Origin of the sequence: Agrobacterium sp. SOY23, assembly GCF_027212525.1 — a bacterium.
Lineage (GTDB): Bacteria > Pseudomonadota > Alphaproteobacteria > Rhizobiales > Rhizobiaceae > Agrobacterium > Agrobacterium tumefaciens_I.
The window spans coordinates 53785-79138 of the sequence record NZ_JAPWDT010000005.1 but is presented as its reverse complement, the minus strand read 5'-3'; the positions used below and the strand labels follow the sequence as shown (position 1 = coordinate 79138).

At 59.8% G+C, this 25354-nt stretch carries 24 protein-coding genes; 17 read left to right on the top strand and 7 right to left on the bottom strand.

Annotated features, from left to right (window positions below; all coding sequences use genetic code 11):
• The first annotated feature begins 23 nt into the window (after positions 1-23).
• From O3S81_RS15660 to O3S81_RS15635, 6 genes are all read left to right on the top strand, one after another.
• Complete coding sequence (locus tag O3S81_RS15660) at positions 24-1034, top strand: ABC transporter permease (RefSeq protein WP_269344596.1); 1011 nt, start codon at positions 24-26, stop codon at positions 1032-1034.
• On the top strand, positions 1031-1876 hold the full coding sequence (locus O3S81_RS15655; RefSeq protein WP_035262723.1) for an ABC transporter permease: 846 nt from the start codon (positions 1031-1033) through the stop codon (positions 1874-1876). The genes O3S81_RS15660 and O3S81_RS15655 overlap by 4 nt, the downstream gene beginning before the upstream one ends.
• Positions 1855-3573 carry a dipeptide ABC transporter ATP-binding protein gene (locus O3S81_RS15650; protein WP_269344589.1) on the top strand — a complete coding sequence of 573 codons (1719 nt, stop codon included), beginning with the start codon at positions 1855-1857 and terminating at the stop codon, positions 3571-3573. Before O3S81_RS15655 ends, O3S81_RS15650 begins: the two co-directional genes overlap by 22 nt.
• Positions 3570-4703 (top strand): LLM class flavin-dependent oxidoreductase, encoded by a 1134-nt coding sequence (locus O3S81_RS15645; protein ID WP_269344587.1) that lies wholly within the window; start codon positions 3570-3572, stop codon positions 4701-4703. The genes O3S81_RS15650 and O3S81_RS15645 overlap by 4 nt, the downstream gene beginning before the upstream one ends.
• A gap of 108 nt (positions 4704-4811) precedes the next feature.
• Complete coding sequence (locus O3S81_RS15640; RefSeq protein ID WP_269344585.1) at positions 4812-5915, top strand: LLM class flavin-dependent oxidoreductase; 1104 nt, start codon at positions 4812-4814, stop codon at positions 5913-5915.
• Between the two features lie 112 nt (positions 5916-6027).
• A complete protein-coding gene (locus tag O3S81_RS15635; RefSeq protein WP_269344584.1) occupies positions 6028-7209 on the top strand; it encodes an acyl-CoA dehydrogenase family protein in 1182 nt (393 codons plus the stop codon).
• Between the two features lie 71 nt (positions 7210-7280).
• Here O3S81_RS15635 and O3S81_RS15630 read toward each other — a convergent pair whose 3' ends face one another.
• Positions 7281-8516, bottom strand: a complete 1236-nt coding sequence (locus O3S81_RS15630; protein ID WP_269344582.1) for an NADH:flavin oxidoreductase/NADH oxidase family protein — start codon at positions 8514-8516, stop codon at positions 7281-7283.
• A gap of 85 nt (positions 8517-8601) precedes the next feature.
• On the opposite strand from O3S81_RS15630, the gene O3S81_RS15625 reads away from it, so the two are divergent.
• The gene (locus tag O3S81_RS15625) at positions 8602-9009 is read left to right on the top strand and encodes a MerR family transcriptional regulator (protein WP_269344580.1); all 408 of its coding nucleotides are present in this window, start codon (positions 8602-8604) and stop codon (positions 9007-9009) included.
• A 141-nt stretch (positions 9010-9150) separates the two neighbouring features.
• Here O3S81_RS15625 and O3S81_RS15620 read toward each other — a convergent pair whose 3' ends face one another.
• Genes O3S81_RS15620 through O3S81_RS15610 form a run of 3 tightly spaced genes read right to left on the bottom strand, consistent with a single transcriptional unit; the run spans position 9151 to position 12192 of the window.
• On the bottom strand, positions 9151-10116 hold the full coding sequence (locus tag O3S81_RS15620) for a LacI family DNA-binding transcriptional regulator (RefSeq protein ID WP_269345133.1): 966 nt from the start codon (positions 10114-10116) through the stop codon (positions 9151-9153).
• Positions 10117-10162: 46 nt separating this feature from the next.
• On the bottom strand, positions 10163-11155 hold the full coding sequence (locus tag O3S81_RS15615; RefSeq protein WP_269344578.1) for a Gfo/Idh/MocA family protein: 993 nt from the start codon (positions 11153-11155) through the stop codon (positions 10163-10165).
• The gene (locus tag O3S81_RS15610) at positions 11155-12192 is read right to left on the bottom strand and encodes a Gfo/Idh/MocA family protein (protein WP_269344576.1); all 1038 of its coding nucleotides are present in this window, start codon (positions 12190-12192) and stop codon (positions 11155-11157) included. The genes O3S81_RS15615 and O3S81_RS15610 overlap by 1 nt, the downstream gene beginning before the upstream one ends.
• 207 nt (positions 12193-12399) lie before the next feature.
• Here O3S81_RS15610 and O3S81_RS15605 point away from each other — a divergent pair, with 207 nt between their 5' ends.
• The 8 genes from O3S81_RS15605 to O3S81_RS15570 all read left to right on the top strand — a co-directional run bounded on the left by O3S81_RS15605 (position 12400) and on the right by O3S81_RS15570 (position 20341).
• A complete protein-coding gene (locus O3S81_RS15605) occupies positions 12400-13179 on the top strand; it encodes a 6-phosphogluconolactonase (protein WP_269344574.1) in 780 nt (259 codons plus the stop codon).
• The gene (locus O3S81_RS15600) at positions 13176-14327 is read left to right on the top strand and encodes an N-acetylglucosamine-6-phosphate deacetylase (protein WP_269344572.1); all 1152 of its coding nucleotides are present in this window, start codon (positions 13176-13178) and stop codon (positions 14325-14327) included. Before O3S81_RS15605 ends, O3S81_RS15600 begins: the two co-directional genes overlap by 4 nt.
• Before the next feature lie 12 nt (positions 14328-14339).
• Entirely contained in the window at positions 14340-15416 is a 1077-nt protein-coding gene (locus tag O3S81_RS15595) for an ABC transporter ATP-binding protein (protein ID WP_269344570.1), read from the top strand.
• Positions 15417-15468: 52 nt separating this feature from the next.
• Entirely contained in the window at positions 15469-16737 is a 1269-nt protein-coding gene (locus O3S81_RS15590) for an ABC transporter substrate-binding protein (RefSeq protein ID WP_269344568.1), read from the top strand.
• A gap of 65 nt (positions 16738-16802) precedes the next feature.
• Complete coding sequence (locus O3S81_RS15585; protein ID WP_269344566.1) at positions 16803-17693, top strand: carbohydrate ABC transporter permease; 891 nt, start codon at positions 16803-16805, stop codon at positions 17691-17693.
• Positions 17690-18544 (top strand): carbohydrate ABC transporter permease, encoded by an 855-nt coding sequence (locus tag O3S81_RS15580; protein ID WP_269344564.1) that lies wholly within the window; start codon positions 17690-17692, stop codon positions 18542-18544. Before O3S81_RS15585 ends, O3S81_RS15580 begins: the two co-directional genes overlap by 4 nt.
• A gap of 69 nt (positions 18545-18613) precedes the next feature.
• Positions 18614-19834, top strand: coding sequence for a mannonate dehydratase (gene uxuA / locus O3S81_RS15575; RefSeq protein WP_269344562.1), 1221 nt, complete (start codon positions 18614-18616; stop codon positions 19832-19834).
• A 201-nt stretch (positions 19835-20035) separates the two neighbouring features.
• Complete coding sequence (locus O3S81_RS15570; protein ID WP_269344561.1) at positions 20036-20341, top strand: hypothetical protein; 306 nt, start codon at positions 20036-20038, stop codon at positions 20339-20341.
• A gap of 51 nt (positions 20342-20392) precedes the next feature.
• Here O3S81_RS15570 and O3S81_RS15565 read toward each other — a convergent pair whose 3' ends face one another.
• Complete coding sequence (locus O3S81_RS15565; RefSeq protein ID WP_269344559.1) at positions 20393-20875, bottom strand: Lrp/AsnC family transcriptional regulator; 483 nt, start codon at positions 20873-20875, stop codon at positions 20393-20395.
• Positions 20876-20967: 92 nt separating this feature from the next.
• On the opposite strand from O3S81_RS15565, the gene O3S81_RS15560 reads away from it, so the two are divergent.
• Together O3S81_RS15560 and O3S81_RS15555 are read left to right on the top strand one after the other, a co-directional pair.
• Positions 20968-21882: an EamA family transporter gene (locus tag O3S81_RS15560; RefSeq protein WP_269344557.1), complete on the top strand. Its 915-nt coding sequence runs from the start codon at positions 20968-20970 to the stop codon at positions 21880-21882.
• Positions 21883-21914: 32 nt separating this feature from the next.
• Entirely contained in the window at positions 21915-23306 is a 1392-nt protein-coding gene (locus tag O3S81_RS15555; RefSeq protein WP_269344555.1) for a M20/M25/M40 family metallo-hydrolase, read from the top strand.
• Between the two features lie 46 nt (positions 23307-23352).
• Here O3S81_RS15555 and O3S81_RS15550 read toward each other — a convergent pair whose 3' ends face one another.
• Together O3S81_RS15550 and O3S81_RS15545 are read right to left on the bottom strand one after the other, a co-directional pair.
• Positions 23353-24345 (bottom strand): type VI immunity family protein, encoded by a 993-nt coding sequence (locus tag O3S81_RS15550; RefSeq protein ID WP_269344553.1) that lies wholly within the window; start codon positions 24343-24345, stop codon positions 23353-23355.
• A 9-nt stretch (positions 24346-24354) separates the two neighbouring features.
• Entirely contained in the window at positions 24355-25347 is a 993-nt protein-coding gene (locus tag O3S81_RS15545) for a type VI immunity family protein (RefSeq protein ID WP_269344551.1), read from the bottom strand.
• Between the last annotated feature and the right edge of the window lie 7 nt (positions 25348-25354).

Here is a 25354-nt window from a genome sequence, read left to right as displayed (position 1 = left end):
AGTAACGTCAAGGAGGTGACGGCATGAGCAATGCCTACCTAACCTACGCCGCAAAGCGGCTCGGCCAGGCGATCGTCGTCATCCTTCTGGCCTATGTCTTCACCTTCGTGGTCGTCAGCGTTTTGCCTGGCGACCCGATCACCAGCGTTCTGCGCAACCCTCAGAACGGTTTTTCGGAACAGGAGATCGCCGAAATCATTGCTGCACAGGGGCTGGATAGGCCGATCATCGTGCAGCTCTGGCACTCCCTGTCGGCATTCCTGACGGGCGATCTCGGCATTTCCATGCGCTCCAATCGACCCGTGGCGACCCTGATTGCCGAAGTGCTGCCATCGACGCTGGTTTTGGCCTCCGCAGGGCTGACGGTCGCCTTGATCCTCGCCTTCGCCGTTGCCTATGGCACGCAGGTCGTGCCGAAACGATATGGGCAGGGGTTGCTGCGGGCCTTCCCGTCGCTATTCCTGTCGACACCCAATTTCGTCATCGGCCTTTTTCTGATCCATCTCTTCGGTTTTCAGCTCAGGCTGTTCCGGGTCATCGAACCCGACAGCTTCTGGGCGACGCTGTTTGCGGCGATCACCATCGGCATACCGTTTTCCGCACAGATCGCGGAAGTCCTGATCGCCAATCTCGATCATGAAGCGGAGCAGGATTACGCAGCGGTTGCCCGCAGCCGCGGCATCGGCCCGAAACGGCTTTTCACGACACATCTGCTCAAACCCGCCTCGCTACCGGTGGTGACCGTCATCGCCCTGACCGTGGGTGAACTTCTGGGCAATTCGCTGATCACGGAAACGGTATTCGGCCGTACCGGTATCGGCAGTCTCGTACAGCGCTCCGTCAGCACGCAGGACCTGCCCGTCCTGCAGGCCATCGTCTCGCTGGGAGCCGTGGTGTTCGTCGTCGTCAACCTCATCGCCGACCTTCTCTATCCGCTGCTCGATCCGCGGGTAAAAATTATCGTTGGCCGCAAACGTCGTCTCGCGACCATCGATGACACGCCGCTTGGCCTTGAAACGGGGGCCAAGCCATGAGCCTTATCTCCAGCCCGGTCTCCGGCAGCAATCCGTTCGAGAAGCTGAGAGCTCTCAACATCACCGCAACGGTTGCGCTTTCCCTCCTCGTCATCGCGATTGTCGTCGCCTGGTCGATTGCGCCGCAACTGTTCACCAGCCAGAGCCCGATCAACGGCGTCCCGGCCGACAAGCTTCTTGCCCCCAGTTTTGCGCACTGGTTCGGCACGGATCATCTGGGGCGCGATCTCTATACGCGGGTCGTTTATGGCACAGCCTCATCCGTATCGAGCGCTTTGGTCGCCGTCGTCATCGGCGTCTTCATCGGTGGTGTGATCGGTTTGCTCGCCGGGTTTTTCGGCGGCTGGGTGGATATCGTCTTTGCGCGTTTTGTCGACGTGCTGCTGTCCATCCCGAAGTTCCTGCTCGCGGTCATCATCGTCACGGCCATCGGCTTCGAAACGATCAATGCCGCGATCGCGACGGGCATATCGGCCATTGCGTTTTTCGCCCGCGTGGCGCGCTCCGAGGTCATCAAGACCCGTCAGGCGACCTTCGTGGAGGCCTCGTTTCTGCTGGGCGGTTCACGCCGCTACATCGTTCTGAGACACGTCCTTCCAAATGCATCCCGCTCGATGCTGCCGCTCGCCGTGCTGCAATTCGGCGAGTCCATCCTGGTCATCGCCAGCCTCGCCTTCCTCGGCTACGGCGACCCTCCGCCTTCTTCCGACTGGGGCCTGCTGATTTCAATCGGCAAGGACTACCTCAAATGGCCCTGGCTCGTTTATGCGCCCGCGTTCGTTACGATCGTGACCGTCCTCTCTGTCAACAGGATCAGCCGATGGCTTCGCAAATCGCACTGAAAACAGCGCCAGTCCTACCCGAGATCGTGGCAGCGTCTCCACTACACGCAACGCCCCTCCTCAAGGTCGAAAATCTTGCCGTTGCCTACGGGAGGCAGGAGGTCGTCCATAATGTCGGTTTCGAAATCGGGCGCGGCGAAAGCCTCGCCCTCATCGGAGAATCCGGTTCTGGAAAATCGACAATCGCGAAAGCCGTGCTGAGGCTTCTTCCCAACGGTGCGAACTCTACGGGGCAGGTCGTTTTCGACAGGCAGAACATTCTCGCCTTGCCGGAACGCCGCTTCAGGCCGTTTCGTGGCCGTGAAATCGGCTTCGTGCCGCAGGATCCGGGCAACGCTCTCAATCCTGTGAGAACAATCGGCTCCCAGGCACTGGAGGCCGCAGCGCTGACGGAAGAGGCCAATCCTGCGATCCGCAAGACACTTATCCTCGATACATTCGCCAAGGTGGGTCTCGACAATCCGCAACGGGTCTACGATTCCTATCCACACCAGCTCTCCGGCGGGATGCTGCAACGCGTGCTGATCGCTCTGGCAATATTGCCGCGCCCTGCATTGCTGGTGGCGGACGAGCCGACTTCGGCACTCGACGTCACGATCCAGAAGCGCATCCTCGATCTCCTCTCCCGCCTTCGCGACGAGCTGAACATCAGCCTGCTTCTCATTACCCATGATCTCGCAATAGCGGCAGAAAGGGCAGACAATCTCGTCGTGCTGAAGAACGGTGTCGTGCAGGAAGCAGGCAGGACGTCGGCCGTTTTTTCCTCCCCCTCCTCACCCTATGCGAAAAAGCTTCATGGCGACGTGCCCGCGCTCAACCCGGAGCGTTATGCCAAGTTCCGCGATCCGGGCTTCAGCCTTCTCGAGAGCGTCAAATCGCCAAAGATCGCCGTCAGCGGCGTCACCAAGCGCTTCACCGTCGATGGCAAAACCCTGACGGCGGTGGACGATATTTCGTTTACGGTTCCGGCAGGCACGACCCATGCCCTCGTCGGCGAATCCGGCTCCGGCAAGACGACGACGATCCGCCTGCTGCTGGGGCTCGAAGAGCCGGAAAGCGGTACGATCACGGTTGCCGACGAGACCGTCACGAGCAAAAGCCGCGCTTCGCTGCGGTCCGTCTGGCGGCATCTTCAACTGGTTTACCAGAACCCGTTTACATCACTCGACCCGACATGGAAGGTGGGACAGCTTGTTCGTGAACCACTCGACCGGTTCGAAATCGGGACGCCGAAAGAGCGCTCCGAACGGGTACGGGAAGCTCTCGCGAATGTCGGCTTGAGCGAGCACTTGCTGGAGCGCAAACCGTCGGCCCTGTCCGGCGGGCAACGTCAGCGTGTGGCAATCGCCCGTTCGCTGGTTCTCAAACCGGATGTGATCGTGCTGGATGAGCCCACCTCCGCTCTCGATGTCAGCGTTCAGGCAGATATCGTAGAGGTTCTGCTGTCCCTGCAGGCAAAGCTCGGCCTGACCTACGTCTTCGTTTCACATGACCTCGCCCTGGTCCGGCAACTTGCGCACAGCGTTTCGGTGATGCAGCGGGGACGCATCGTTGAACATGGCACGGTCACCGAGATTTTCGGCAATCCGAAACATGAATATACCGCGTCGCTGCTGAACTCCATCCCGTCGGGCATTGCCGGGACGGTTCGCGTTCCCGCGGTCCGGCACGCTCTGCGCAAGGAGCAACTCGCATGAATATTGCAGCAGCTTCCCGCGACCTTCCCGCGTTGTTTCGACCGAAGCAGCGGCTTGGTTTCAATACGCGGGTGTCGTTCAACGACGATGACGGTCCGGCAAAGGGGCTGCGACAGGGCATAGAACTGTTCAGGCAGGCGGAAAGGCTGGGTTATCAGTCAGGCTGGGCCTATCAGCGTCACTTCGATCATTACCTTTCTTCGCCGTTACCCTTCTTTGCGGCAGTCGGCCAGCATACGCGGCACATCACGCTCGGCTCCGCCGTCATCCCGATGCGTTATCAGGACCCTATCCTCCTGGCTGAGGCGGCGGGAACAACCGATCTTTTGATCGACGGCCGGCTTGAACTTGCCATTTCGACCGGGGCCAACGGTGCGTTCGACGCCGTTTTTGGAACCGTCGATACCGATGCCCGGACAGAGGCAAAGCGGCGCCAGTCGCGTTTCCTCGCCGCCATTGCCGGCGATGTTCTGCACACGGTTACGGAGCGGGACACAGGCGCGCCTGCGGGAGCCGAGTTACGCGTGACCCCACATAGCCCCAGTTTGCGCGGCCGTATCCGGCAAGGCTCTGCCAGCCTCGATTCAGCGATACAGGCCGCCGAACTCGGGATCGGCCTGATTTCAGGAACCGTGCTTCACGATCAGGCCGAGGGCGAGACTTTCGGTCAATATCAGGCGCGGATCATCGAAGCCTATCGCACCCACTGGCTGCGCATCTGGAAAACGACGCCGCCACCGGTCGCCGTTGCCGCTTCCATTCTGGTCGGCACCACCCCGGAGCTGCGGGAGAAATATGCGGCCTACGATCTTGAGCGCCGCACGGCGGGAATTGCCGCCTCGCGCCCGAAGGGGGCGCTGGCTCCCGCCGGCCAGCCGGTAGGTGCGATGATTTCTCCGGTCTTTCAAGGAACACCGGATGCCGTCATCGAGGCGGTGTTGAGCGACCCGGGGCTGGCAGCAGCAGACGAACTTGTCCTGTTTCTGCCTCCCGCTTTCGGACTGTCCGAAAACATAAGATTGCTTACCGATCTTGCAACGACGGTTGCTCCGTCTCTGGGGTGGAGACCTACTCCGCATCACGACGAACCGGAACAGACGGCAATCGAGGCTTCTAGACCATCAGCATAGTCGGGCAATATTTTCTACATATTCCATAGAAATAGAAAGACCTGTCTTCCTCATATGCCGTGCCGGCTTTAGCTTTTACCCGACACACAGAAACACCAAGGAGCTCCCATGGCTGCGGAATTCATCAGCGTCAGCTTTCCCAACGCGTCCAATGATCTGAACCCCATCCCGGATGCTCCGGTCGATCCGCTTTTCCTCGAACGTTATGCGCGTGCGCTGGACGACTACGGGTTCAACTACACGCTCATTCCCTATTCCTCCTCCTCATTCGATCCCTTCACTTTGGGCGCGACGGTGCTTGCGCATACCAAGCACATCAAGATCATCGTCGCCCTCCGGCCCAACACCGTCTATCCGACGGTTGCGGCCAAATCGCTCGCCACGCTCGACCAGTTGAGCGGCGGGCGCGTCGTCGTCCACTTCATCGCGGGCGGCAGCGACGAGGAACAGGCGCGCGAGGGAGATTTCCTCAACAAGGAAGAGCGTTACGAACGTCAGGAAGAATATATCCGCATTCTCCGCCTTGCCTGGACGTCGACCGAACCCTTCGATTTCGACGGCAAATATTACCAGTTCAAGCAATTCCGCAGCGCCGTGCGCCCCATCAACGGTGTGATCCCGATTTCGCTCGGCGGTTCGTCGGACGCCGCCTATCGTATCGGCGGCTCACTGTGCGATATTTTCGGCCTCTGGGGCGAACCTCTGGCTGAAACCAAGCAGCAGATCGACCGTATCTATGCCGAAGCCGCAAAAGCAGGCCGAACCGATCGACCGCGCATCTGGGTTACCTTCCGGCCAATCGTGGCTGAAACGGACGAACTGGCCTGGGAAAAGGCACACAGGGTTCTCGACCGCCTGAACGAGAACCGCCAGAAGGGGCTTTCCCGCGCACCCGTCAACGCAACAGCCCCCGCCAACATCGGCTCCCAGCGCCTGCTCGATATCGCCAAACGCGGCGATGTTCACGACCGGGCGCTGTGGTATCCGACGGTCACCGCGACCAATGCAAGCGGCGCGACAACCGCTTTGGTCGGATCACCACGAACGATCGCCGACTCCATTCTCGACTATATTGATCTCGGCGCCGATCTGATTTCGATCCGTGGATACGACAATTATAATGATGCCGTAGACTACGGACGATACATCCTGCCCCTCGTCCGCGAAGGCATTCGCGAACGCGAAGAGGCAAAAAAGAAGGCCGCCGCCTGATCGCGGCAGTCCGGCCACGCCGTCGGACCTATGCACTTTCCTTCCAGGACGGGATCATCCGTGCCCGTAACGGGTGATCCCGCCTCTCGACCTCCAGAAAGCCGTTATCCGCATGTCGTTTGATCCCACCGCACTTGACGCAGCCGTGCGCGTCCTTTCCGAAGCCGCACCGGATGCCGATCAGACCGGCCAGTTTCCCTGGACCGGTATTCGCGCCGTTCATCAGGCGGGGCTTCTCGAGAGCACCGTGGCCACACGTTACGGCGGCCCGGCAGGGACCCTGAGCACCGCGGCCCATATTCTGGCAGCGCTTGGACGCGGTGATCCCTCTGTGGCCCTCATCAGCGCGATGACGATCTTCACCCATCTGGGGCAGGCAACGAAGGACCACTGGCCTGACGGCCTTTACAGAGAGCTTCTTTCCAGGGCCAAACATCAACCACTGCTGCTGAATGCCGCCCGCGTGGAACCCGAGCTGGGCTCTCCGGCACGCGGCGGATTGCCCGCCACACGCGCGCACCGGACGGCAAATGGCTGGTCGATCACGGGCCGCAAGCGCTTTGTGACGGGTGCGCATGGCCTCACACACTTCCTCGTCTGGGCGCACACCGATGAGGTTCAGGCGCGGGTCGGCACCTTCGTGGTCCCCAACGACTTGCCCGGCATCAAGATCATAGAGAACTGGAAGAGCCTCGGAATGCGGGCGACCGGTTCGCACGACGTCGAATATACCGAGGTTGAAATCCCGGCAGAAAATGTGCTGGAGCTCGTTGATCCCTCGGTTGCCCAGCAGGATAATCGCAGCCACGCGGCAATGACCCTTGCGCTGACAGCAATCTATCTGGGCGCGGCCGAGGCCGCTCAAGAAGCATTCATTCGTTTCGCCCACGAACGCGTGCCCGCCAATCTCGGCCATCCCATTGCGCGGACAGAACGTTTTGTCACGCTTTCGGGTGAGATCGACCTTTTGGTCTCCGGCGCCCGGCAAATCATCTTCGACACGCTCGCAAGCCATATCGGCGATGCCGAACACCTGATAAGGGCCCGGCTTCTCGCCGGCAGGCAAATCCGGGAAGCCGTGCAACTGGCTGTCCGCGGCATCGGCAATCCCGGTCTCAACGCCGATCTCGGCCTGGAACGGCATTTCCGGGATATCCAGTCCGTTCTCGTCCATGCTCCCCAGGAGGATACGTCCGTCGCCATTCTCGGCCGAGCCGCCTTCGAGCGCTGGAAAACAGGCGAGAATGAGCGATCGACACATCCGGCCGGTCTGTCAATCCTGAAGACGGCCTGAGGCTCGGTGGCAGTGCCAGGGTCAAGAGCCGGGCAGCTCCCGTTAACTGGCGCAAATTCACCGGCGGGCGATCAGGCCGCCTTCCGCTCCGCCATCCAGTGACGATACCGACGCGTGCTGCGCTTTGCGCATATCTGGGAGGTGAGCAGCGCCCAGACCGGCGACACATTCGGAGCCGTGCGCCGGCGACGGCTGAGGCGGACCAACTGGTAGCGGACAGCGGCCATGTGCGCCGAAGATGCAACTGGCTTGTTCTTCCAGGTGATCGGCTTTAGCGCCGGAGCGTCGTTTTTCCCGAGGCTCCAGTTACGCGCCAGGTTCGGCTCGATAGCGAGCGCTGTCGCGATCCCCGCCATGGCCACACCACTTTCGATCACCATCTCCGCCACCTCGCGACGCCTGATGCCGCCTGTGACCATCAGCGGCATCGTCGCGGCTTCTGCGATCTTGCGCGCAAATTCGAGGAAGTAGGCTTCGCGTGCCAAGGTGCGGTCATCGCGCGCCGCACCCATCATCGCTGGCGCTTCATAGCTGCCGCCGGACAACTCAACGAGGTCTACACCGAGGTTGCCGAGCATGGCGACCACGGCTTGCGCATCGTCAGGCGAGAAACCGCCACGCTGGAAATCGGCCGAGTTGAGTTTGACCGCCACGGCAAAGCCCTGCGAGACGGCCGCGCGCACGCTGCGAACGATATCCAGCAAAAGACGCGCACGGTTTTCGAGGTTTCCGCCCCAGCGATCCTTGCGATGGTTGGCGAGTGGGGAAAGGAACTGGCTCAGCAGATAGCCATGGGCCGCGTGGATCTCGACGCCGGTGAAACCAGCGCGTTCCGCCAGAACCGCAGTGTTGACAAAGCGGCGCTCGATCTCGGCGATGTCGTCGGACGTCATCTCGCGCGGCACGGGGAAAACTTTGGACTGCGCGCCAAGATCGAGCGCAATCGCGGATGGAGCCAGTGTCGGCTGGCCAAGCCCAGCCGGCATCTGGCGGCCGGGATGATTGATCTGCATCCAGACCTCGCCACCGCCCGCTCGCGCGGCGTCCGCCCATGTCTTGAAGCGGTCGAGGTAACGATCGTCTTCCAGGACAATACCGGCCGGGCCGGTCATGGCGTGGGCATCGATCATCACATTGCCAGTGATGATGAGCCCGGATCCACCCGCGGCCCACGCACGATAGAGGCTGATGAGCTCGGCGGACGGCGCGTGGTCACCGTCCGCCATATTCTCTTCCATCGCAGCCTTGGCGATGCGGTTTGGGATAATAACGCCATTGGGCAGCGTCAGCGGGGAAAACAGGGACATGACAAGGTCTCCAAACTAGGTTTGGACAGACCCTAACGTTTAAGCTAAGTTGAAGGTCAAGCGACTTCCCGGAGGAATTTTGCAGATGAATATCGGTGAACTGGCGAAGCGTACGGGGCTGACGAACTCGCGCATCCGCTTCTATGAAAGCGCCGGCCTGCTCAAGATGGTCGACCGCCGTCCGAACGGCTACCGCCGCTATCCGTCGGAAGCAGTGACGGTGCTGGAACTGATCACCACCGCGCAGGCCGCCGGCTTCAGCCTTGATGAAATCCGCACGCTTCTGCCGTCCGACCTGGACCGATGGGACCATGGCAGCCTGATTGAGGCGCTCCGCCGCAAGGTGGCGGATATCGAGGCACTGGAAACGCGGCTGGCCCAAAGCAAGACGCAGCTCGTCGCACTCCTTGAGGATATCGAGGCCAAGCCTGGCGACATGGATTGTGCAGCCAATGCGCGGCGTGTTCTGTCCCGTATACTCGGCAAGACGTGAGACGCCGCCACCCGCAGGGCCGGGCGGCTCGACACACGGCCTATATGGACATCGAGTGGGAAAGACGGCCCGCAGCGTACCTCAACTTGTCGCGCCGACCGCAGGAATTCCGACTTGCGGTCAAAACCAATGTTGCGATCCCTACCTACGCCGCACCGGCCCCGCGGTATCGCGGCTGATGAAGCGCGCGCCCAGAACGACCTTCATGTCCTGAAGGCTTTTGCCATGCTGGATAGCGTCTTGCAAAAGCTTCAATGCATGTCGCCCTGCCTCCTGCGACAGGCCGCTCAGGGTCGAAAGGGCGGGGTAGGTCATGGCGGGTAGCGCATCGTCGCAACCGATTAGACTCATGTCCCGCGGCACCACGATTCCCAGAGCGGAAAGTCGGGCGTGTGCACCTTGCGCGGTCAGGTCATCAAACGCCAGAATGGCTGTCACGCCTGCGGTTACAGCCTCTTCCGCCGCCTTCTCGCCGCCTTCGAAGGTGGGTTCGGATAATTGAATTACCTCAAACCGCACGCCTGCCTTCCGGCACGCTTCGGCCGCGGCCTCCAGTCGCTGCTGGTTCGACCAGGACTCCTTCGGGCCGGAGAGATAGGCAATATCACGATGGCCGTTCTCGAGCAGGAAGCCGATGGCATCCCTCACCGCCGCCTGCGTGTCTATCAGCACACGCGGCAATCCCGCGATGTCGCGATTGATCAGCGTTACAGGGTGTCTTTCGGCGTGGGCCCGCACCTGCGCCTCGCTGAGCCGGGTCGAGGCCAGAATGATACCGTCCGTCTGGCTCGCCAGACGCTGGAAGAGCGTGTTTTCCCGCGTCGCGCTTTCGCCGGAAGATCCCAGGAACAGGCAGAGGTCATAGGCGTCGGCATTCTGCTGAATAGCCTTGATGAGCGGCGGAAAGAACGGATTGGCTATATCCGGCACAAGCAGCCCGATATTGCCCGTTCGGCCCGTGGAAAGCGCACGGGCCATGTTGTTCGGCCGATAGCCAAGTTCCTCCGCGATCGACAATATCTGCTCGACCGTCTTCGGATTGAGCAGGTCCGGCCGACTGAAGGCGCGTGAAACCGTCGAGCGGGAGGTATTCGCCCGATGCGCTATTTCCTCCAGCGTCGGCTTCGCACGCTCCTTCGACTTCTGTTCCTTCTTACCAGTGATAGTCCTGTCCCCCGTCTTCCGCGCTGAGAGCGGCCAATGCCGCGATACGACTTGCCAGAAGCGCCTCCCCTGTCGATACCTGCAAAGGCGCTACCCCTGTCAATGCATCAAGAGCATCCTGCGCCGGCCCGATGGGCGACGGCAATTCCGGCTCCCAGAGGCGGCGCTTATCGGTTTCCACCAGCAGGCGTCCTTCTCCAAACAGAATATCCATGCGTCCGCGGGTTCCGACAAGACGCATTGCGTAATCGCCATGCCGGATCGCGGCCTCGGGTTGACGCCAGTCCATGTCGATTGCCGCCTGCACGCCGGAATCGAGGGTCAAAAGCGCACGCCCCGCCAGCGAAAATGCCGGGTGCCCCTCAGGATGGCGCGGGCTTTTCCAACCGCTGATGCGGCCTGACGATGCCGCCGTCAGCCACAGGACGAGATCGATGTCGTGGACAGCAAGATCGTTGACGATTGTGCCATAGAGCGCTGGATCGAAAAACCACGCCGGACGCGCCGATGGCAGGAGCTTGTGGGGACCTGTCGCGGTAACGGCGACGAGGTCGCCGATCTCACCGTTCAGAAAGAGTTCTCGCGCCTTTCGCGTTACCGGATAAAAACGCTTTTCCAGCATGAGCGCCACGCGGTTGCGGCCACCATCTGCCTTGCCGATCCGATCGACCTCTTCCATGGTCAAGGCGAGGGGTTTGTCTGCGATAACGAAAATATTCCTTTCAAGGCACGCCTCGATGAGCCCTGCGCGCAGGCCGGGTTCGGCAATCACGGCGGCACCATCGATTTCGTGCGCAGCAAGAAGCGCATCGAGGTCCGCATAGGCCGGCACGCCGAATTTTTCGCTGAAGGTGCGGCGGCGTTCCCCATCATGATCGGCCAGTGCCACAAGCTCGACGTCTTTGCGTCCGGCAAGGCCATCGGTGACATAGCTGACATGGCCGTGCGCCGCGCCCAGTATGGCAAGTTTCTTCACGGACATCATGCGTCTCCCACGTCGCTCATGACAATTCTGCGCCCGGATTCAGCAGATCGATAGATCGCAGTGATGACACGTACCGCTTCGAGACCGTCCCGAAAGGTAATATCCGCCGGACGTCCGTCGCGGATCGCATCGCGGATATCGAGCCACTGATCGACATGACCGCGAATGCCAATGCTGACCTGGCTGCCCGCGCCACTTTTGATCGAGGCATCGGCAGCGACCGGCAGCGGCTGATCCGGGAATGTCCACTCAACGACATCCGTATGATTGATCGCCACGTGGCCGCGATCCGTGAACAGCATCAACGAGGCGGGGCGTCCCGGCGGCGTGGCCGTGCTGGTGACGATGATGCCCCGAGCACCGTTTCCGAAGGTCAGAAGGGCCTGGCAGAGATCCTCGCTGCCGCCTTCGCGCCCCGCAACATTGGTCGTTTCCGCCATCACGCTTACGACCGGACCGAAAAGCCAGAGCATGAGATCGAGCGTATGGATGCCCTGATTGAACAGCGATCCACCGCCCTGTCGATCGAGCTTTCGCCACGGCTTTTCATCGTAATAGGCATCCGAACGGTGCCAGTAGACCTGACCTTCGATAGCAACGGGCCGCCCCAGTTCGCCTGAGCGCAGACGGCGATGGATATCCTGGTGCTGAGCCTCCAGACGCCGCTGCGACATGGTGGAGCAGACAAGACCAGCCGCTTGCGAACGCCGATAAAGATCGGTCGCCTCATCGAGATCGACAGCCAGCGGCTTTTCGACGACGACATGCAGACCCCGGTCCAGCGCCGCCCGCGCCGGCGCATAGTGGGTGCCGCTCGGGGTGGCGATCACGACCACATCCAGGTCGGCCTGCTCCAGCATCGATGCGGCGTCGGTGAAGAGGCGCGCGCCCTGCGGTACGGCGAAGAGTTCCAGCTCCTCTGCGGTGCCGCCTGCGACGGCGGTCAGTTCGATACCTTCAACAGCACCGATCGCATCGCGATGAACCCTGCCAATTGTTCCGGGCCCAACCAGCCCGACCTTGATGACCGACACGTCTATCTCCTTCCTGAGCGAGTGTAGTGCACATAACATCTATGCAACCGATTTCATAAAATTTTGCAATAGGCGCCGAGCAAAAATTATGAATTCCTTGGAAATTACGGCAATCGAGACAGGTTTTCGCAAAAAATTGCACAAAAACACTATTGACTTATGCAATCGGTTGCATTTCTCTCGAAGCAACAAATGGGGAGTTTGCATATGTCGCCGTCATGGCAGGTTGATCGTCTCATCATCCGAAGCGGAGCGTCGCGCAGCGACATGGCCAAAATGGCCAGCCTTGATCTTGCCGGCACGCTACGCCAGCTTCTCGCCACGAAGGATCGCGCTTCGGTCATGTTCGCCGCCGCCCCCAGCCAGCAGGATACGCTTGCCCTTCTCTGCCAGGAAAAGGATATCGACTGGTCGCGGATCACGGCCTTCCACATGGACGAATATATCGGGCTTGAGACTGGCCATATGGCGCGTTTCGCCAACTGGCTCGACCGGCATCTGTTCTCACACTTGCCCTTCGGAACCGTACATCACATCGAACCGCATAGGTTCGCGTCGCCCGAAGCCTGTGCTGCCGATTATGCCCGCCGCCTCGCCGATGAACCGCTCGACCTCATATGCCTCGGTGTCGGCATCAACGGCCATCTTGCCTTCAACGATCCGCCGGAAGCGCGGTTCGACGAAAAAGAGGCGGTTAAGGTCGTGACGCTCGCGCAGGATTGCCGTGTGCAGCAGGTGGAGGACGAATGTTTCGCCGAACTGGCCGACGTGCCGCAACGGGCGATCACCGTTACCATTCCCGCACTTCTCGCCGCGACCAGCATGATATGTGTCGTACCCGGTGCGCTCAAGAAAGAGGCGGTGACCCGCATGCTGACCGGGCCGGTTGAGGAAGACTGCCCCGCGAGTATTCTACGCACCCATAATCAGGCGCGGCTCTATATCGATGCTGATTCCATGCCCGACATCGACAGGAGCGCCGCATGATTGTCGGACGCGACGCCATAAGCGGAAAGGTCATCGGTATTGCCGTCGAAAACGGCTGGATCGCCGCTCTGCGCCCCATCGAGGAAGACCTCGGTGAGGATCTTCCCTGGCTGGCGCCCGGTCTCATCGACCTGCAGGTAAATGGATGGGGCGGCCATGATTTCAATCGTCACGATATCAACGAGGAGACGGTACTCGCCGTTGCGGCGGCGATGCGCAGCCAAGGCATCAGGGCGTTCCTGCCGACGCTGATCACCGCATCAAGCGATGCGATCTGCAATGCGCTCTCCGCCATCGCGACCGCCCGTACAAACCATCAATGGCTCACCGAGATGATCCCCGGCGTTCACGTCGAAGGCCCTTTCATCTCGCCGGAAGACGGGGCACGGGGCGCGCATCCGCGGGAGCATGTTCGTTCTCCATGCTGCGAGGAGTTCGACCAGTGGCAAAAGGCCTCGGGCGGAATTGTGCGATTGGTGACGCTCTGCCCGAAGCAGGCCGATGCACGCGCCTTCATTCGTCATGTGCGCAACGCGGGTTGCCTTGTTTCCATTGGGCATTCCTCGGCCGAAGCCGCTGATATCGCCGAGGCGTCGCAGGCGGGAGCCGGCTTCAGCACCCATCTCGGCAACGGCGTCTCTCAGACATTGCCGCGTCATCCGAACCTGATATGGGCGCAGCTCGCCAATGACGGGTTGCAGGCAATGTTCATCGCCGATGGCCACCACCTGGACCGGGTAACCCTCACTGCGATGTTGAGAGCGAAGGGTGTGCAGAGATCGATCCTTGTCAGCGATATGGTCGCGCTTGCGGGCATGCCGCCGGGCCGCTACCGGCAGCCGGTCGGCGGCGACGTGGAGCTTTCGGCCGAAGGCCGCCTCTCCATGGCAGGCACGCGGCTGCTTGCCGGTGCGGCAAAACCGCTTTCGGATGGCGTCGCATTGGTCGCAGGCCTGGAAGGGTTCAACATTAGGGATGCGATCACCATGGCCGCAGTCAATCCGGCAAAAGCACTCGGTCTCGAAACCGGTCTGCGCGAGGGCGCCCGGGCGGATTTCATTGCCTTCCGCTGGGTGCCGGGAGAAACGAGCCTGCGTCTTTGCGAGCCAGAATCGGGGGCGGAACCGTCCGCCTCTCAACAAGCATAGTGGGGAAGTAAGATGGCACGGGTGGAAATCCGCAAACTGCATAAACATTACGGCGACTTTCACGCCCTGCGCGATCTTAACGTTGCGATGGAAGATGGCGAATTCGTCGTACTCGTCGGCCCGTCCGGTTGCGGCAAGTCCACCCTCCTCAGAATGATTGCGGGGCTTGAGGACGTTTCGGATGGCGAAATCCACATCAATGGCCGGGTGATCAACGACATCGAGTCGAAAGACCGCGATATCGCGATGGTGTTCCAGAACTACGCGCTTTATCCGCACATGACGGTTTACGACAACATGGCCTTCTCGATGAAGCTGCGCCGTGCTCCGGCCGACCGCATCCGCAACGAGGTGGAGGCCGCGGCCGCGATCCTCGGCCTCAGCGACTACCTGAAGCGCTACCCACGCCAGCTCTCGGGTGGCCAACGCCAGCGCGTCGCCATGGGACGCGCGATCGTGCGCAAGCCAAAGGTCTTCCTGTTTGACGAACCCCTGTCCAATCTGGACGCCAAGCTGCGCGTGAAGATGCGCACGGAAATCAAGTCGCTGCATCGCCGGCTTGGCAACACGATGATCTACGTCACCCATGACCAGGTCGAAGCCATGACGATGGCGGACAGGATCGTGGTCATGCAGGGCGGTATCATCGAACAGGTCGGCTCCCCGCTGGAACTGTACGACCGGCCCGCCAATCTCTTCGTTGCAGGCTTCATCGGTTCACCGGCGATGAATTTTCTCGAAGGACTTTCGATGGAAACGGATTTCGTGATGCGTGACGGCACAAAAATACCGCTTCCGACACGATTGGGCCGCCCATCGGGCGAGATACTGCTCGGCATCCGGCCCGAAAGCCTGTTCCTCTGCGCACCCGACGATCCGGCACGCATCGAGGCCTCCATTGTCTCCGTCGAGCCGACAGGCGCGGAAAGCCATGCCACGTTGAAGCTCGGGGGAGAGGAAGTGACCGCCGTTTTCCGGGAAAGATTGCCGGACAATCCGGGTGCCACCCTGTCGCTGAAACTATCCCCTGCCGGAACGCACCTGTTCGACAAGGCAACCGGCGCAAGGATCGAAGGCGATCAGCGTTAACCGATAAATATAACGACAAAAAAACAGTCGATTACCTAAGAGGAGAACAGAAATGGCATTGCATCGCTTAAAGACACTACCGATTGCCGCACTTCTGGCTGGCCTTTCCTGGACAGCGCAGGCGGAAACCCTGACGCTTTGGGGCGGATCGCCCGAGCTCGACCCCTTCTACCAATACGTAGCCGGACAAATGAAAGCCAAGCATCCGGATTTCGAGTTGAAAGTCGAAACCATTAGCCTGCGCGAACATGAAAAGCGTCTGGCCTTTGCCCTGCCCGCTGGTTCCGCCGCCGATATTGTCGAAATGCAGTCCGAGGCGCCTCGTTACGTACAGTCGGGCTTGCTGGCGCCCGCGCCGGATAAAGTGGTCGCCTTCGTGAAGGACCCGAAGAACTTCAACGCCGTCTATTCCGCCGCCGTCTCGGATGGCGAGCATGTCTACGGCGTGCCGCTTTATCACGGACAGGCGGCACTCTATTACAATACCGAGAAATTCGCCAAGGCCGGCCTTTCCGGCCCACCGAAGACGATGGAGGAGTATTCCGAATATGCCGCCAGGCTGACCGAGCGGGATGCTTCTGGAAATCCCGCCGCCAGTGGCTGGTCCATGCGGCTTTCCGGCGGCGGCCAGGGCATCAGCGAAAAGTTCTGGATCAATCTTCACCAGTTCGGCGGTACGTTGATCGAGAGGAAGGGCGAAGGCTGGAAAGCGGCGATTGCCAGTGAGGCCGGGCGCAAGACGCTGAAGCAATATCTCGAGCAGCTTTTTGTAACGAAGACCGTCAGCCCGCAGATGAAGGCGGATGCGGAAGCATTCGAGCTTGGGCAGACCGCGATGTTTATCCGTGAATCCTGGGTCATCGGCGACATCGTCAAGAAGGCGTCGAGCCTGAAATACGCAACCGCGCCGCTGCCCAAGGGCTCTCTGGTGGTGCCGGCATCGCTGTTCGTGCCGGCCGAAAACGACCGCAGTGCGCTTGCCTGGGAGTTCGTCGAGAGGACAAATGCTCCTGAGAATCTGCAATGGCTGCTGCAGAATGTCGGCTGGCTACCATCACGGGATAATATCGACTACGCGGCCATCATCGCCAAAAACCCGGCGCTGGAAGCATTTGCTGCCCCACCAAAGGATTACACCTATTTCAGCTTGCCGCCGATCGCACCCTCAAGCGAAATCTTGACCCGTTTCGCTGCACGTCTGGAAGCTGCTTTCGCCAATCCGGCGCTCGCGACGGACGATGCGGGTATCGACCGTGTGCTTGCCGACGCCGCCAGGGAAATCGACTCCATCCTCGAACGGGAAGGCCTGCTGGCGAAATAATCGCCAGGGCCTGAAGTAACGTGCCGGGGACAGCCTTGCTGTCCCCGCGGCAAAAGGACTGTCAGATGAAACGCCGCAAACAATTGAGCTTCGTGATAAGCGCGCTGGCCGTGCCGCTGACGCTGTTCGTGCTCGTCCGTGTCGTACCGATCTTCGAGACGTTACGGCTCAGCCTGTTCAAATGGGATATCATTTCCCGAAACAAACCTTTTATCGGCCTTGCCAATTTTCAGGAGCTTGCGGGCGATCCGCTGTTTCTCGAAGCCCTGCGCAACACCACGATCATCGCCTTCGGTGTGCTGGCGTTGACGATCCCCCTTGCGCTCGGTCTTGCCGCACTCATCCAATATCGCTTCGGCAGCGCATTGGCGGGGTTTTACGAAACCAGCCTCTTCATTCCCCATATCGTGTCGCTCGTGCCGGCGGCCATGGCCTGGAAATGGGTTTTCGATGCACAACTCGGACCGTTGAATGCTTTCCTCGGCCTCTTCGGCATGCCTGCGCAGGCCTGGCTTTTTGATCCTGTCTGGTCGATCGTCTGCATCATCGTCCTGTGTTCCTGGCAGGCGCTCGGTTACGCGGTCCTGATCTTCCTGATCGGCCTGCGCAATATCCCGGTATCGCTCTATGAAGCCGCCCGGCTGGACGGTGCGACGGCATGGGAATGTTTCCGGCATATTTCTGTGCCGCAGCTGCGGCCCGTGACGCTCTATGTATCGGTCGTCACCATGATCGCCGCCTTCAATATTTACGGACAGGCTTTCGTGCTCGCCTCGGACTCCCAGGGCGCGCCCGGCAAGCTCGTCAGGGTACTCGTGCTCGACATGCTGGAAAACAGCTTCCGCAATTACCGCGTCGGATACGCCGCAGCGGAAGCCGTGGTGCTTCTCGCCATCGTGCTTCTCCTGACGGCCGGTCAATTCGTTTTCTTCCGTGACAAGGCGGCGCGCCGATGAACCACACGTTACAGAACCGGAAATCCGGGGGCTTTTCCTTCCAGAAACTCACCGTAGACGTCATTCTGACGGTCTTCGGCGTGCTGATGATCCTGCCGCTCATCATGCTCACCGCCAACGCCTTCAAGACACCAGCGGAACTCCTGGCGTGGCCGCCGCGGCTCATTCCGCAATCGCCGACGCTGGATAATTTCTCCTCCGTCATTACCGAAACGCCGCTATTGATCTGGATGGGCAACAGTCTCGCCTTCGCGGCCATTTCGACGGTCGCCATCGTTCTTACGTCGTCCGTCACCGGTTATGTCCTGGCGAAATTCCGCTTTCCCGGCGTGAACCTGATATTCTTCGGTGTACTCGCTACCGCTATAGTGCCATTCGAAGTATACATGATCCCGCTTTATCTCGGCGTGCGGCAACTGGGGTTGCTGAACTCCCTCGGCGGACTTCTGGCCGGCTATCTGGTGATGAGCTTCGGCATCTTCCTCATCCGTCAATACGCGATCTCCTCCATCCCCGACGAGTTGATGGAAGCCGCGCGCATGGATGGTGCCGGGGAATGGTGGATTTTCTTCCGCATCGTTCTACCGCTCATGCGTGGCCCGATCGGCACGCTGACCGTTCTCGCCTTCTTTCAGGCATGGACGACCTTCGCATGGCCGATGGTCGTCAATACCGCCCGCGACAAATACGTTCTCGAGGTCGGGCTTGCCCTTTTCCAGACAGGCTTCACCGTCGATCTCGGTCGCCTCAGCGCTGCTGCTGCCCTGTCGCTGATCCCGAGCGTCATCTTCTTCGGCGCGATGCGGCGGAACTTCGTCAAGGGCGTCGCCGCCAGCGGCATGAAGGAATAGCGGGAGGCCCAACCTCCCCTCTTCCTTCATTCGCCAAGCTTCATTCACACAATCAGAAAAGGACTAGAGATGCGGCAGACTTGGCGTTGGTTCGGCCCTTCCGATCCCGTATCGATCGATGACATGCTGCAGGCGGGGGTCGAAGGTGTCGTAACGGCGCTGCACCACATCCCGCCCGGCGAAATATGGTCACCGAAGGAAATCGCCCGGCACCAGCGGGATCTTTCCGTCATGCGCGGCGGTCAGCCATCCGGCCTGACCTGGGAGGTGGTGGAAAGCCTGCCCGTTTCAGAGGATATCAAGCGCCAGAGCGGCGCCTGGCGCACGCATATCGAAAACTGGAAGACCAGCCTCTCCCATCTGGCCGGCGCCGGCATTCGCACGATCTGCTATAATTTCATGCCGGTTCTCGACTGGACGCGCACCGATCTCGCCTACCGCCTGGGCAACGGCGCAACCTGCATGCGCTTCGATGCCGTGGATTTCACCGCCTTCGATCTTTTCCTGCTCGAACGCCCCGGCGCCAACGGGGGTTTCGATGCGGAGCTGATCGAAGAAGCGCGGCAGCGTTTCTCGGAGATGGACGATCGCCGCAGACAGCAGCTTGTCGCAAACGTCGTGTCTGGCCTGCCCGGGGCAGCGACCCATATGACCATCGATGAGGTAAAGGCGCATCTTGATCTCTATAGCGGCATATCCGCCGACCGGTTGCGCCAGAACCTGCTGGATTTTCTGGGCGAGGTCGCGCCTTTCGCCGAAAATCTCGGCCTGAGACTATGCTGCCACCCGGACGATCCGCCATTCCCGCTGCTCGGCCTGCCGCGTATCATGTCGACCGAAAAAGACTATCGCGATCTGATCGACGCCATCGACATTCCGGCAAACGGTATCACGCTCTGCACGGGCTCGCTTGGTGCCCGCAGGGACAACGATCTGCCCGGCATGATGGCGAGGCTCGGAAGCCGGGTGCATTTCCTGCATCTGCGGAACGTGGCGCTGGAAGACAGACGCGCCGGCGGTTCGTTTCATGAGGCCGCCCATCTGGAAGGCAATACCGATATGGTTGCCGTCATCGCCGCAATACTTGCCGAAGAAGCCCGACGCAAACGGCAAGGCCGGGAGGACTGGCAGATACCCTTTCGCCCGGACCATGGCCAGAACATTCTCGACGATCATGTGCGCCAGACCCGCCCCGGTTATCCGGCCATCGGCCGCCTCAAGGGACTGGCGGAACTGCGCGGCATCATGACCGCGATATCGCATCCGATGTTTTCCGGGGAACGCACCTGATGATGCTCGGCGCCGCCAGCAAGCCAATTGTCGGCGGGGCCGCCCGAACCTCTTCCCGCCGGCGACCGTAGTGGCCTATTTCATACCGCCGCGTAGAAATCTGGATCGAATACCCGTCGGATCGACAGAGAGCCATGCAAAGTTTTGGTTGACCTCTTTGACAGCGAGGTCACAATTGAAAGCCAAGACGGAGGAAAAATAATGGATCAACCACGCCGATGGCGTCATATGGCAAGCGCGCCAAAAAATGGCGATCGCATTCTCGTCACGATCCGCTCATCCGAACAAGGTCCGTCCCAGGTGGACCTTGCGTACTGGTCGAAGGGTGACCAGCACGGTTCAGAAGGCTGGCGTGCTTCTGACTCGTCTCCAGGGCGGATCATCGAGTACCCGGAGCCGGAATTGAAGTGTTGGATGCCCATGCCCTCAGCAGATGTCGACGGCCTCTCGATGCCCACTCCCTGGGAAGGCGAAGACGCCCGCGAGCTTGACGGGTCGGGTATCTGAGCTTTCCTGCCGCGCCATATTCAGATGAGTGAGCTTGTTTTTCTGAAGTTTTCAGAGTGCTTCCGCAAACGCCCCCAATCTGGCCTCGAAGGGCGCGGACTGGACGATTGCCGAGTTGGTGGATCCGTAAGGAACTATTCGGTCAATGACAGCTTCCATCTGCTGCACGTCCCGGACATGCGCGATAGCAACAAAACAGTCGTCCCCCGACACGCGGTCACACCTTACGATTTCAGGCGTGTTGCGGATCGCCTCAATCATGTTCTTCATTTCGCCTGGCAGGGGCCGCGCCCGGATCATGATGGTAAGCGCAAGCCCCAGCTTGCTATGATCCACACGGGCACCATAGCCGGTGATCACGCCCCGATCTTCCAACCGCCTGACCCGCTCTGAAACGCTGGGCGCCGAAAGTCCGACCTGGCGTGCCAGTTCCGCATTCGACAGGCGCGCATTTTTATACAGAGCGGTCAGCAGGCGCGCGTCGATCTCATCAAACCCGGCCTCCAACACTCCCTTTCTATTTTGAAAGTGCATTGTCTTTTTCACCTTTGATCATGAGGCATTATCATTAATTTCTGAGTTCAATCGTTATTCCGAAGGCTGAATTGCCTTGGTATCATGCTGACATGAACAATCAAGTCTCACCCACCGCTCCTTCACAACAGTCAACCCACATTGCCGAGCGGGTTCCGCCGCACGCGTGGTTCGGCGTTTCGGCCGTCTTTCACTATCTTGGCCCATCATTTGCCGTGTTGCTGTTTCCTGCTGTCGGCGTCCTCGGTGTTGCCTGGTTCCGGATTGCCTCGGCCGCACTGATTTTTGCGCCGTTTACCAAGCCTTGGCGGACCTTCGCGCTTGCCTCATCAAGGGAGCGGCTGCTCCTTCTCTCATTGGGCGCGTGTCTCGCGGTCATGAACTCCGCATTTTATCTGGCACTTGACCGCCTGCCGATTGCGCTCGTTGCGGCAATAGAGTTCGTCGGGACCATTGGAATAGCGCTTTGGGGCCTGCGAACCGGCAGAAACTGGCTCGCCTTCGCCCTGACAGTTTTCGGCGTCGCCCTGCTGATTGACGTGCCCTGGCTCATTGGCATGGGTGGGGGCAGAGAATGGTCTGCCGATCCGCTTGGCCTCGTCTGGGCATTTGTGAACGGTGGTCTTTTCGTTCTCTATATCGTGCTTGGACACAGGATTTCACAAAGCGGCGCATCGAAGGGGGTGGAGCGTCTGGGCGCGGCGATGGCGGCGGCCTTCATCTTCGTGATCCCGATCGGATTTCTCGATGCGCTCAATGCCTTCGGTGCGCCGCTTTTGGTTCTTGCGGGGATCGGGGTCGGGATCTGCTCCTCGGTGATCCCTTATGTCTGTGATCAATTTGCAATGTCGCGCCTGCCGCGCTCCAGCTTTGCGTTGCTCCTGGCGCTCCTGCCGGCAACGGCGACAATCATCGGCGTGGTCGTCTTGCGTCAGATACCCGAATTTATCGATCTCGCAGGCGTTGCCCTCGTCATGCTCGGTGTCGCGATACACAAGCCGAATTAGCCGGAAATCTAAAGAAAGGAGATCGCTGGATCATGCCCGATACTGCCACAGTCGATACTGTCCTCGCCCATGTCGATGCCGGGCTTGACCAAAGCGTGGAGCGTTTGCAGGACTTGTTGCGGATTAAATCAATCTCGACGGATCCCGCTTTTGCTGAGGACTGCAAGGCGGCCGCACAATGGCTTGTTGACGATCTCACCGCATGCGGCTTCGAAGTCGCGACGCACCTGACGCCCGGCCACCCGATCGTCGTCGCCCATGATCGTGATGGGACCGATCCACACGTGTTGTTTTACGGCCATTACGACGTCCAACCCGTCGACCCCCTCGATCTCTGGGACACCGACCCGTTCGTGCCGCAAGTCAAGACCATTGCCAACGGCACCAGGGTTATCACCGGCCGCGGCGCTTCCGATGACAAAGGGCAGCTCATGACTTTCATCGAAGCATGCCGTGCCTGGCGTCATGTCGTCGGCAAGCTGCCAGTCAGGGTCTCCATCCTTCTCGAAGGCGAGGAAGAGAGCGGTGGCAAGAATTTGCCCGCTTTCATCGAAGCGAATACGCAAGAGCTTAAGGCAGACATCGCACTCGTGTGCGATACCGACATGTGGGACCGCCAGACACCTTGCGTCACCACCATGTTGCGCGGGTTCGTGGGCGAGGAGATGACCATCTTCTGCGCCAACAGGGATTTGCATTCGGGCACGTATGGCGGTGTTGCGCGCAATCCGAACCAAATCCTGGCGGAGATCATTGCATCGCTGCATGATGCGGATGGGCGCGTTGCGCTCGAAGGTTTCTACGATGACGTCGCTGAACTGCCGACCAACGTCAAAGAGCAGTGGCGCGGCCTCGGCTTCGATGACAAAGCGTTTCTTGCTGATGTCGGCCTCTCCCTGCCATCCGGCGAACGAGACCGCTCGGTAATCGAGATGCTCTGGAGCCGTCCCACCTGCGAGATCAACGGTATCTCCGGCGGATATATCGGCGAAGGGTTCAAAACAGTGATACCCGCCAGGGCCAGCGCAAAGATTTCTTTCCGCCTTGTCTCCAATATGGACCCACGAAAGATCCGGGACACCTTCAGAGCTCATGCGCGCGCCCGCATCCCTGCCGATTGTTCGGTGACCTTCACTGATCATGGTGGGAGCCCGGCACTGACCGTTCCCTCCGAAGGCGCGCTACTCAACAAGGCCCTTGCTGCGCTCACGCGCGAGTGGGGCAAGCCCGCCGTCATCATCGGAGATGGTGGCTCAATTCCCGTTGGCGGTGAATTCAAGCGCATTCTGGGCATGGACACCCTCTTCATCGGTTTCGCCCAAAATGATGACCGAATTCACTCGCCCAACGAGAAGTACGACCTGACGAGCTTCCACAAAGGCATTCGCAGCTGGGTTCGCCTGCTTGACGCTTTCGCCAGATAGACCATCATGGTGATGGGTTCGTTTAGATTCACGAGAGTGGTCGACCTTAACGTTCACCATCGTCAAATCGACGGGTCCACCATTGTGTATATTCCATCTCATCGACATCGTGGGGCGCTTGCAGATAGGGATAATCCCAGGCCTCGTAACGCAGGGGCTTGAGAAAATCGTTGACCGCGCGGTACGCCGCAGGCACTCGCCCCTTGTTCAAGTCGCCGAGCACAGGCCGTTGACTCGCCTGGAAAACGACGCCTCCCTCGTAGGGATGGAGGACAATCTCGTCTGCGAGCACTTCTCTCGCCTTCTCTAGACCACCGACGCGCGCAAGCAGTTCATCGTTGACGGCTGTCAGCCAATTCACGTCACGGATCACATCGGTGCGCTGCGAAATGATTAACCCAAAACGGATGCCGTCCTCATAGAGAAGGCCGGGAAATCTGCGGAACAAGGGATATGCCCGTTCAGTTGCACCTGCCGCATAGGAATAGAAGAAAAGCGACATCCCCGAAACGGCATAAAAAACCCGGAGATCACGGCAGGCGTCAACAAAGAGGCGAACCACGCCAGTTGGATTGCGTGATAATTCCGATAGCCGCGTCTGATACATCACGCGCCCGTTGCCGCCGCGGTAACCGATGCCTGGAAGAAGGGCCGTAAGGTAGTCGCGAACCGGATTCGCCGAACGCAGCGCCTGTTTTGGCATGTGCCTGATATAGAAGCTCGCCGTCTCGGCCTCGTCGAAATATTCATCTTGTGACAGATATTGCGCGACGTCTTCCCGTGACGAGATGCGACGCACACGCTCGTTAAAGGACAACAGATTTGTGTTGCCTTCCGCAAGGTCGTAGTAACGTAACGCCAGATCGAGCATGGCTTGGCGCGTACGCCGTGTTTCACCATCCGCAAAATAGAACCCGGATGTCAGCCCGAACAGCCATTGGATGACATTGCCGGGCGGCAGGCCGATTTCATCCAGTTTTTCGAGTTCACCGCGCTCCTCGAGGATCGCCATCGTGGTGATGAGTTCGTCTATATCCAAGAAACCGCCCTAACGCTCGCCACCATCAAACCGGCGTGTCCACCATTCGGTGTACTCCATCTTATCGACATCATGTGGCGCTCTAAGATAGGCGCGCTCCCAGTTCTCATAACGCAGGGGCTTGAGAAAATCGTTGACCGCGCGATATGCCGCGGGCACCCGCCCCTTGTTCAAGTCACCGAGCACAGGCTGGTCTCCAGCCTGGAAAACGACGCCGCCCTCGTAAGGGTGAAGGATGACTTCCTCGCCGAGTACCGTTCGTGCCTTTTCAAGGCCGCCAACCCGCGCGAGCAGTTCATCGTTGACGGCTGTCAGCCAGTTCACGTCGCGGATAGTGTCCGTCCTGTCTCGTATCGCCAATCCAAAACGCGCGCCATCCTCGTAAAGCAGCCCGGGAAACCTGCGAAAAAGAGGGTAGGCTTTTGCCGTTGCGCCCGAGGCGTAGGAATAGAAAAAAAGCGATAAACCCGATACGGCGTAGAAAACCCGCAGATCGCGGCAGGCGTCAACGAAAAAACGGACCACGCCATCCCGATCGCGCGACAACGCCGATAGTCTCGTCTGGCACATGAGGTGTCCATTGCCGCCGCGATAACCGGCGCCGGGAAGAAGGGCAGTGAAGTAGTCGTGGACCGGATCCGTCGAACGCAAAGCCTGTTTTGGCATATGCCTTATATAGAAACTCGCCGTCTCCTTCTCGTCGTAATAGTCGCCCTGCGACAGATATTCCTCGATCTGTTTTCCCGCTGAGATACGGCGTGTCCGCTCATTAAACGACAATAAATTGGTGTTGCCCTCTGCGAGATCGTAATAACGCACTGCCAAACCGAGCATGGATTGGCGTATCTGACGCGTTTCTCCATTGGCAAAATAGAACCCGGATGTCAGCCCGAACAGCCACTGGATGGCATTGCCGGGCGGCAATCCGATTTCATCCAGTTTTTCGAGTTCACCCCGCTCCTCGAGGATGGCCATCGTGGTGATGAGTTCGTTTAAATTCATGATATTA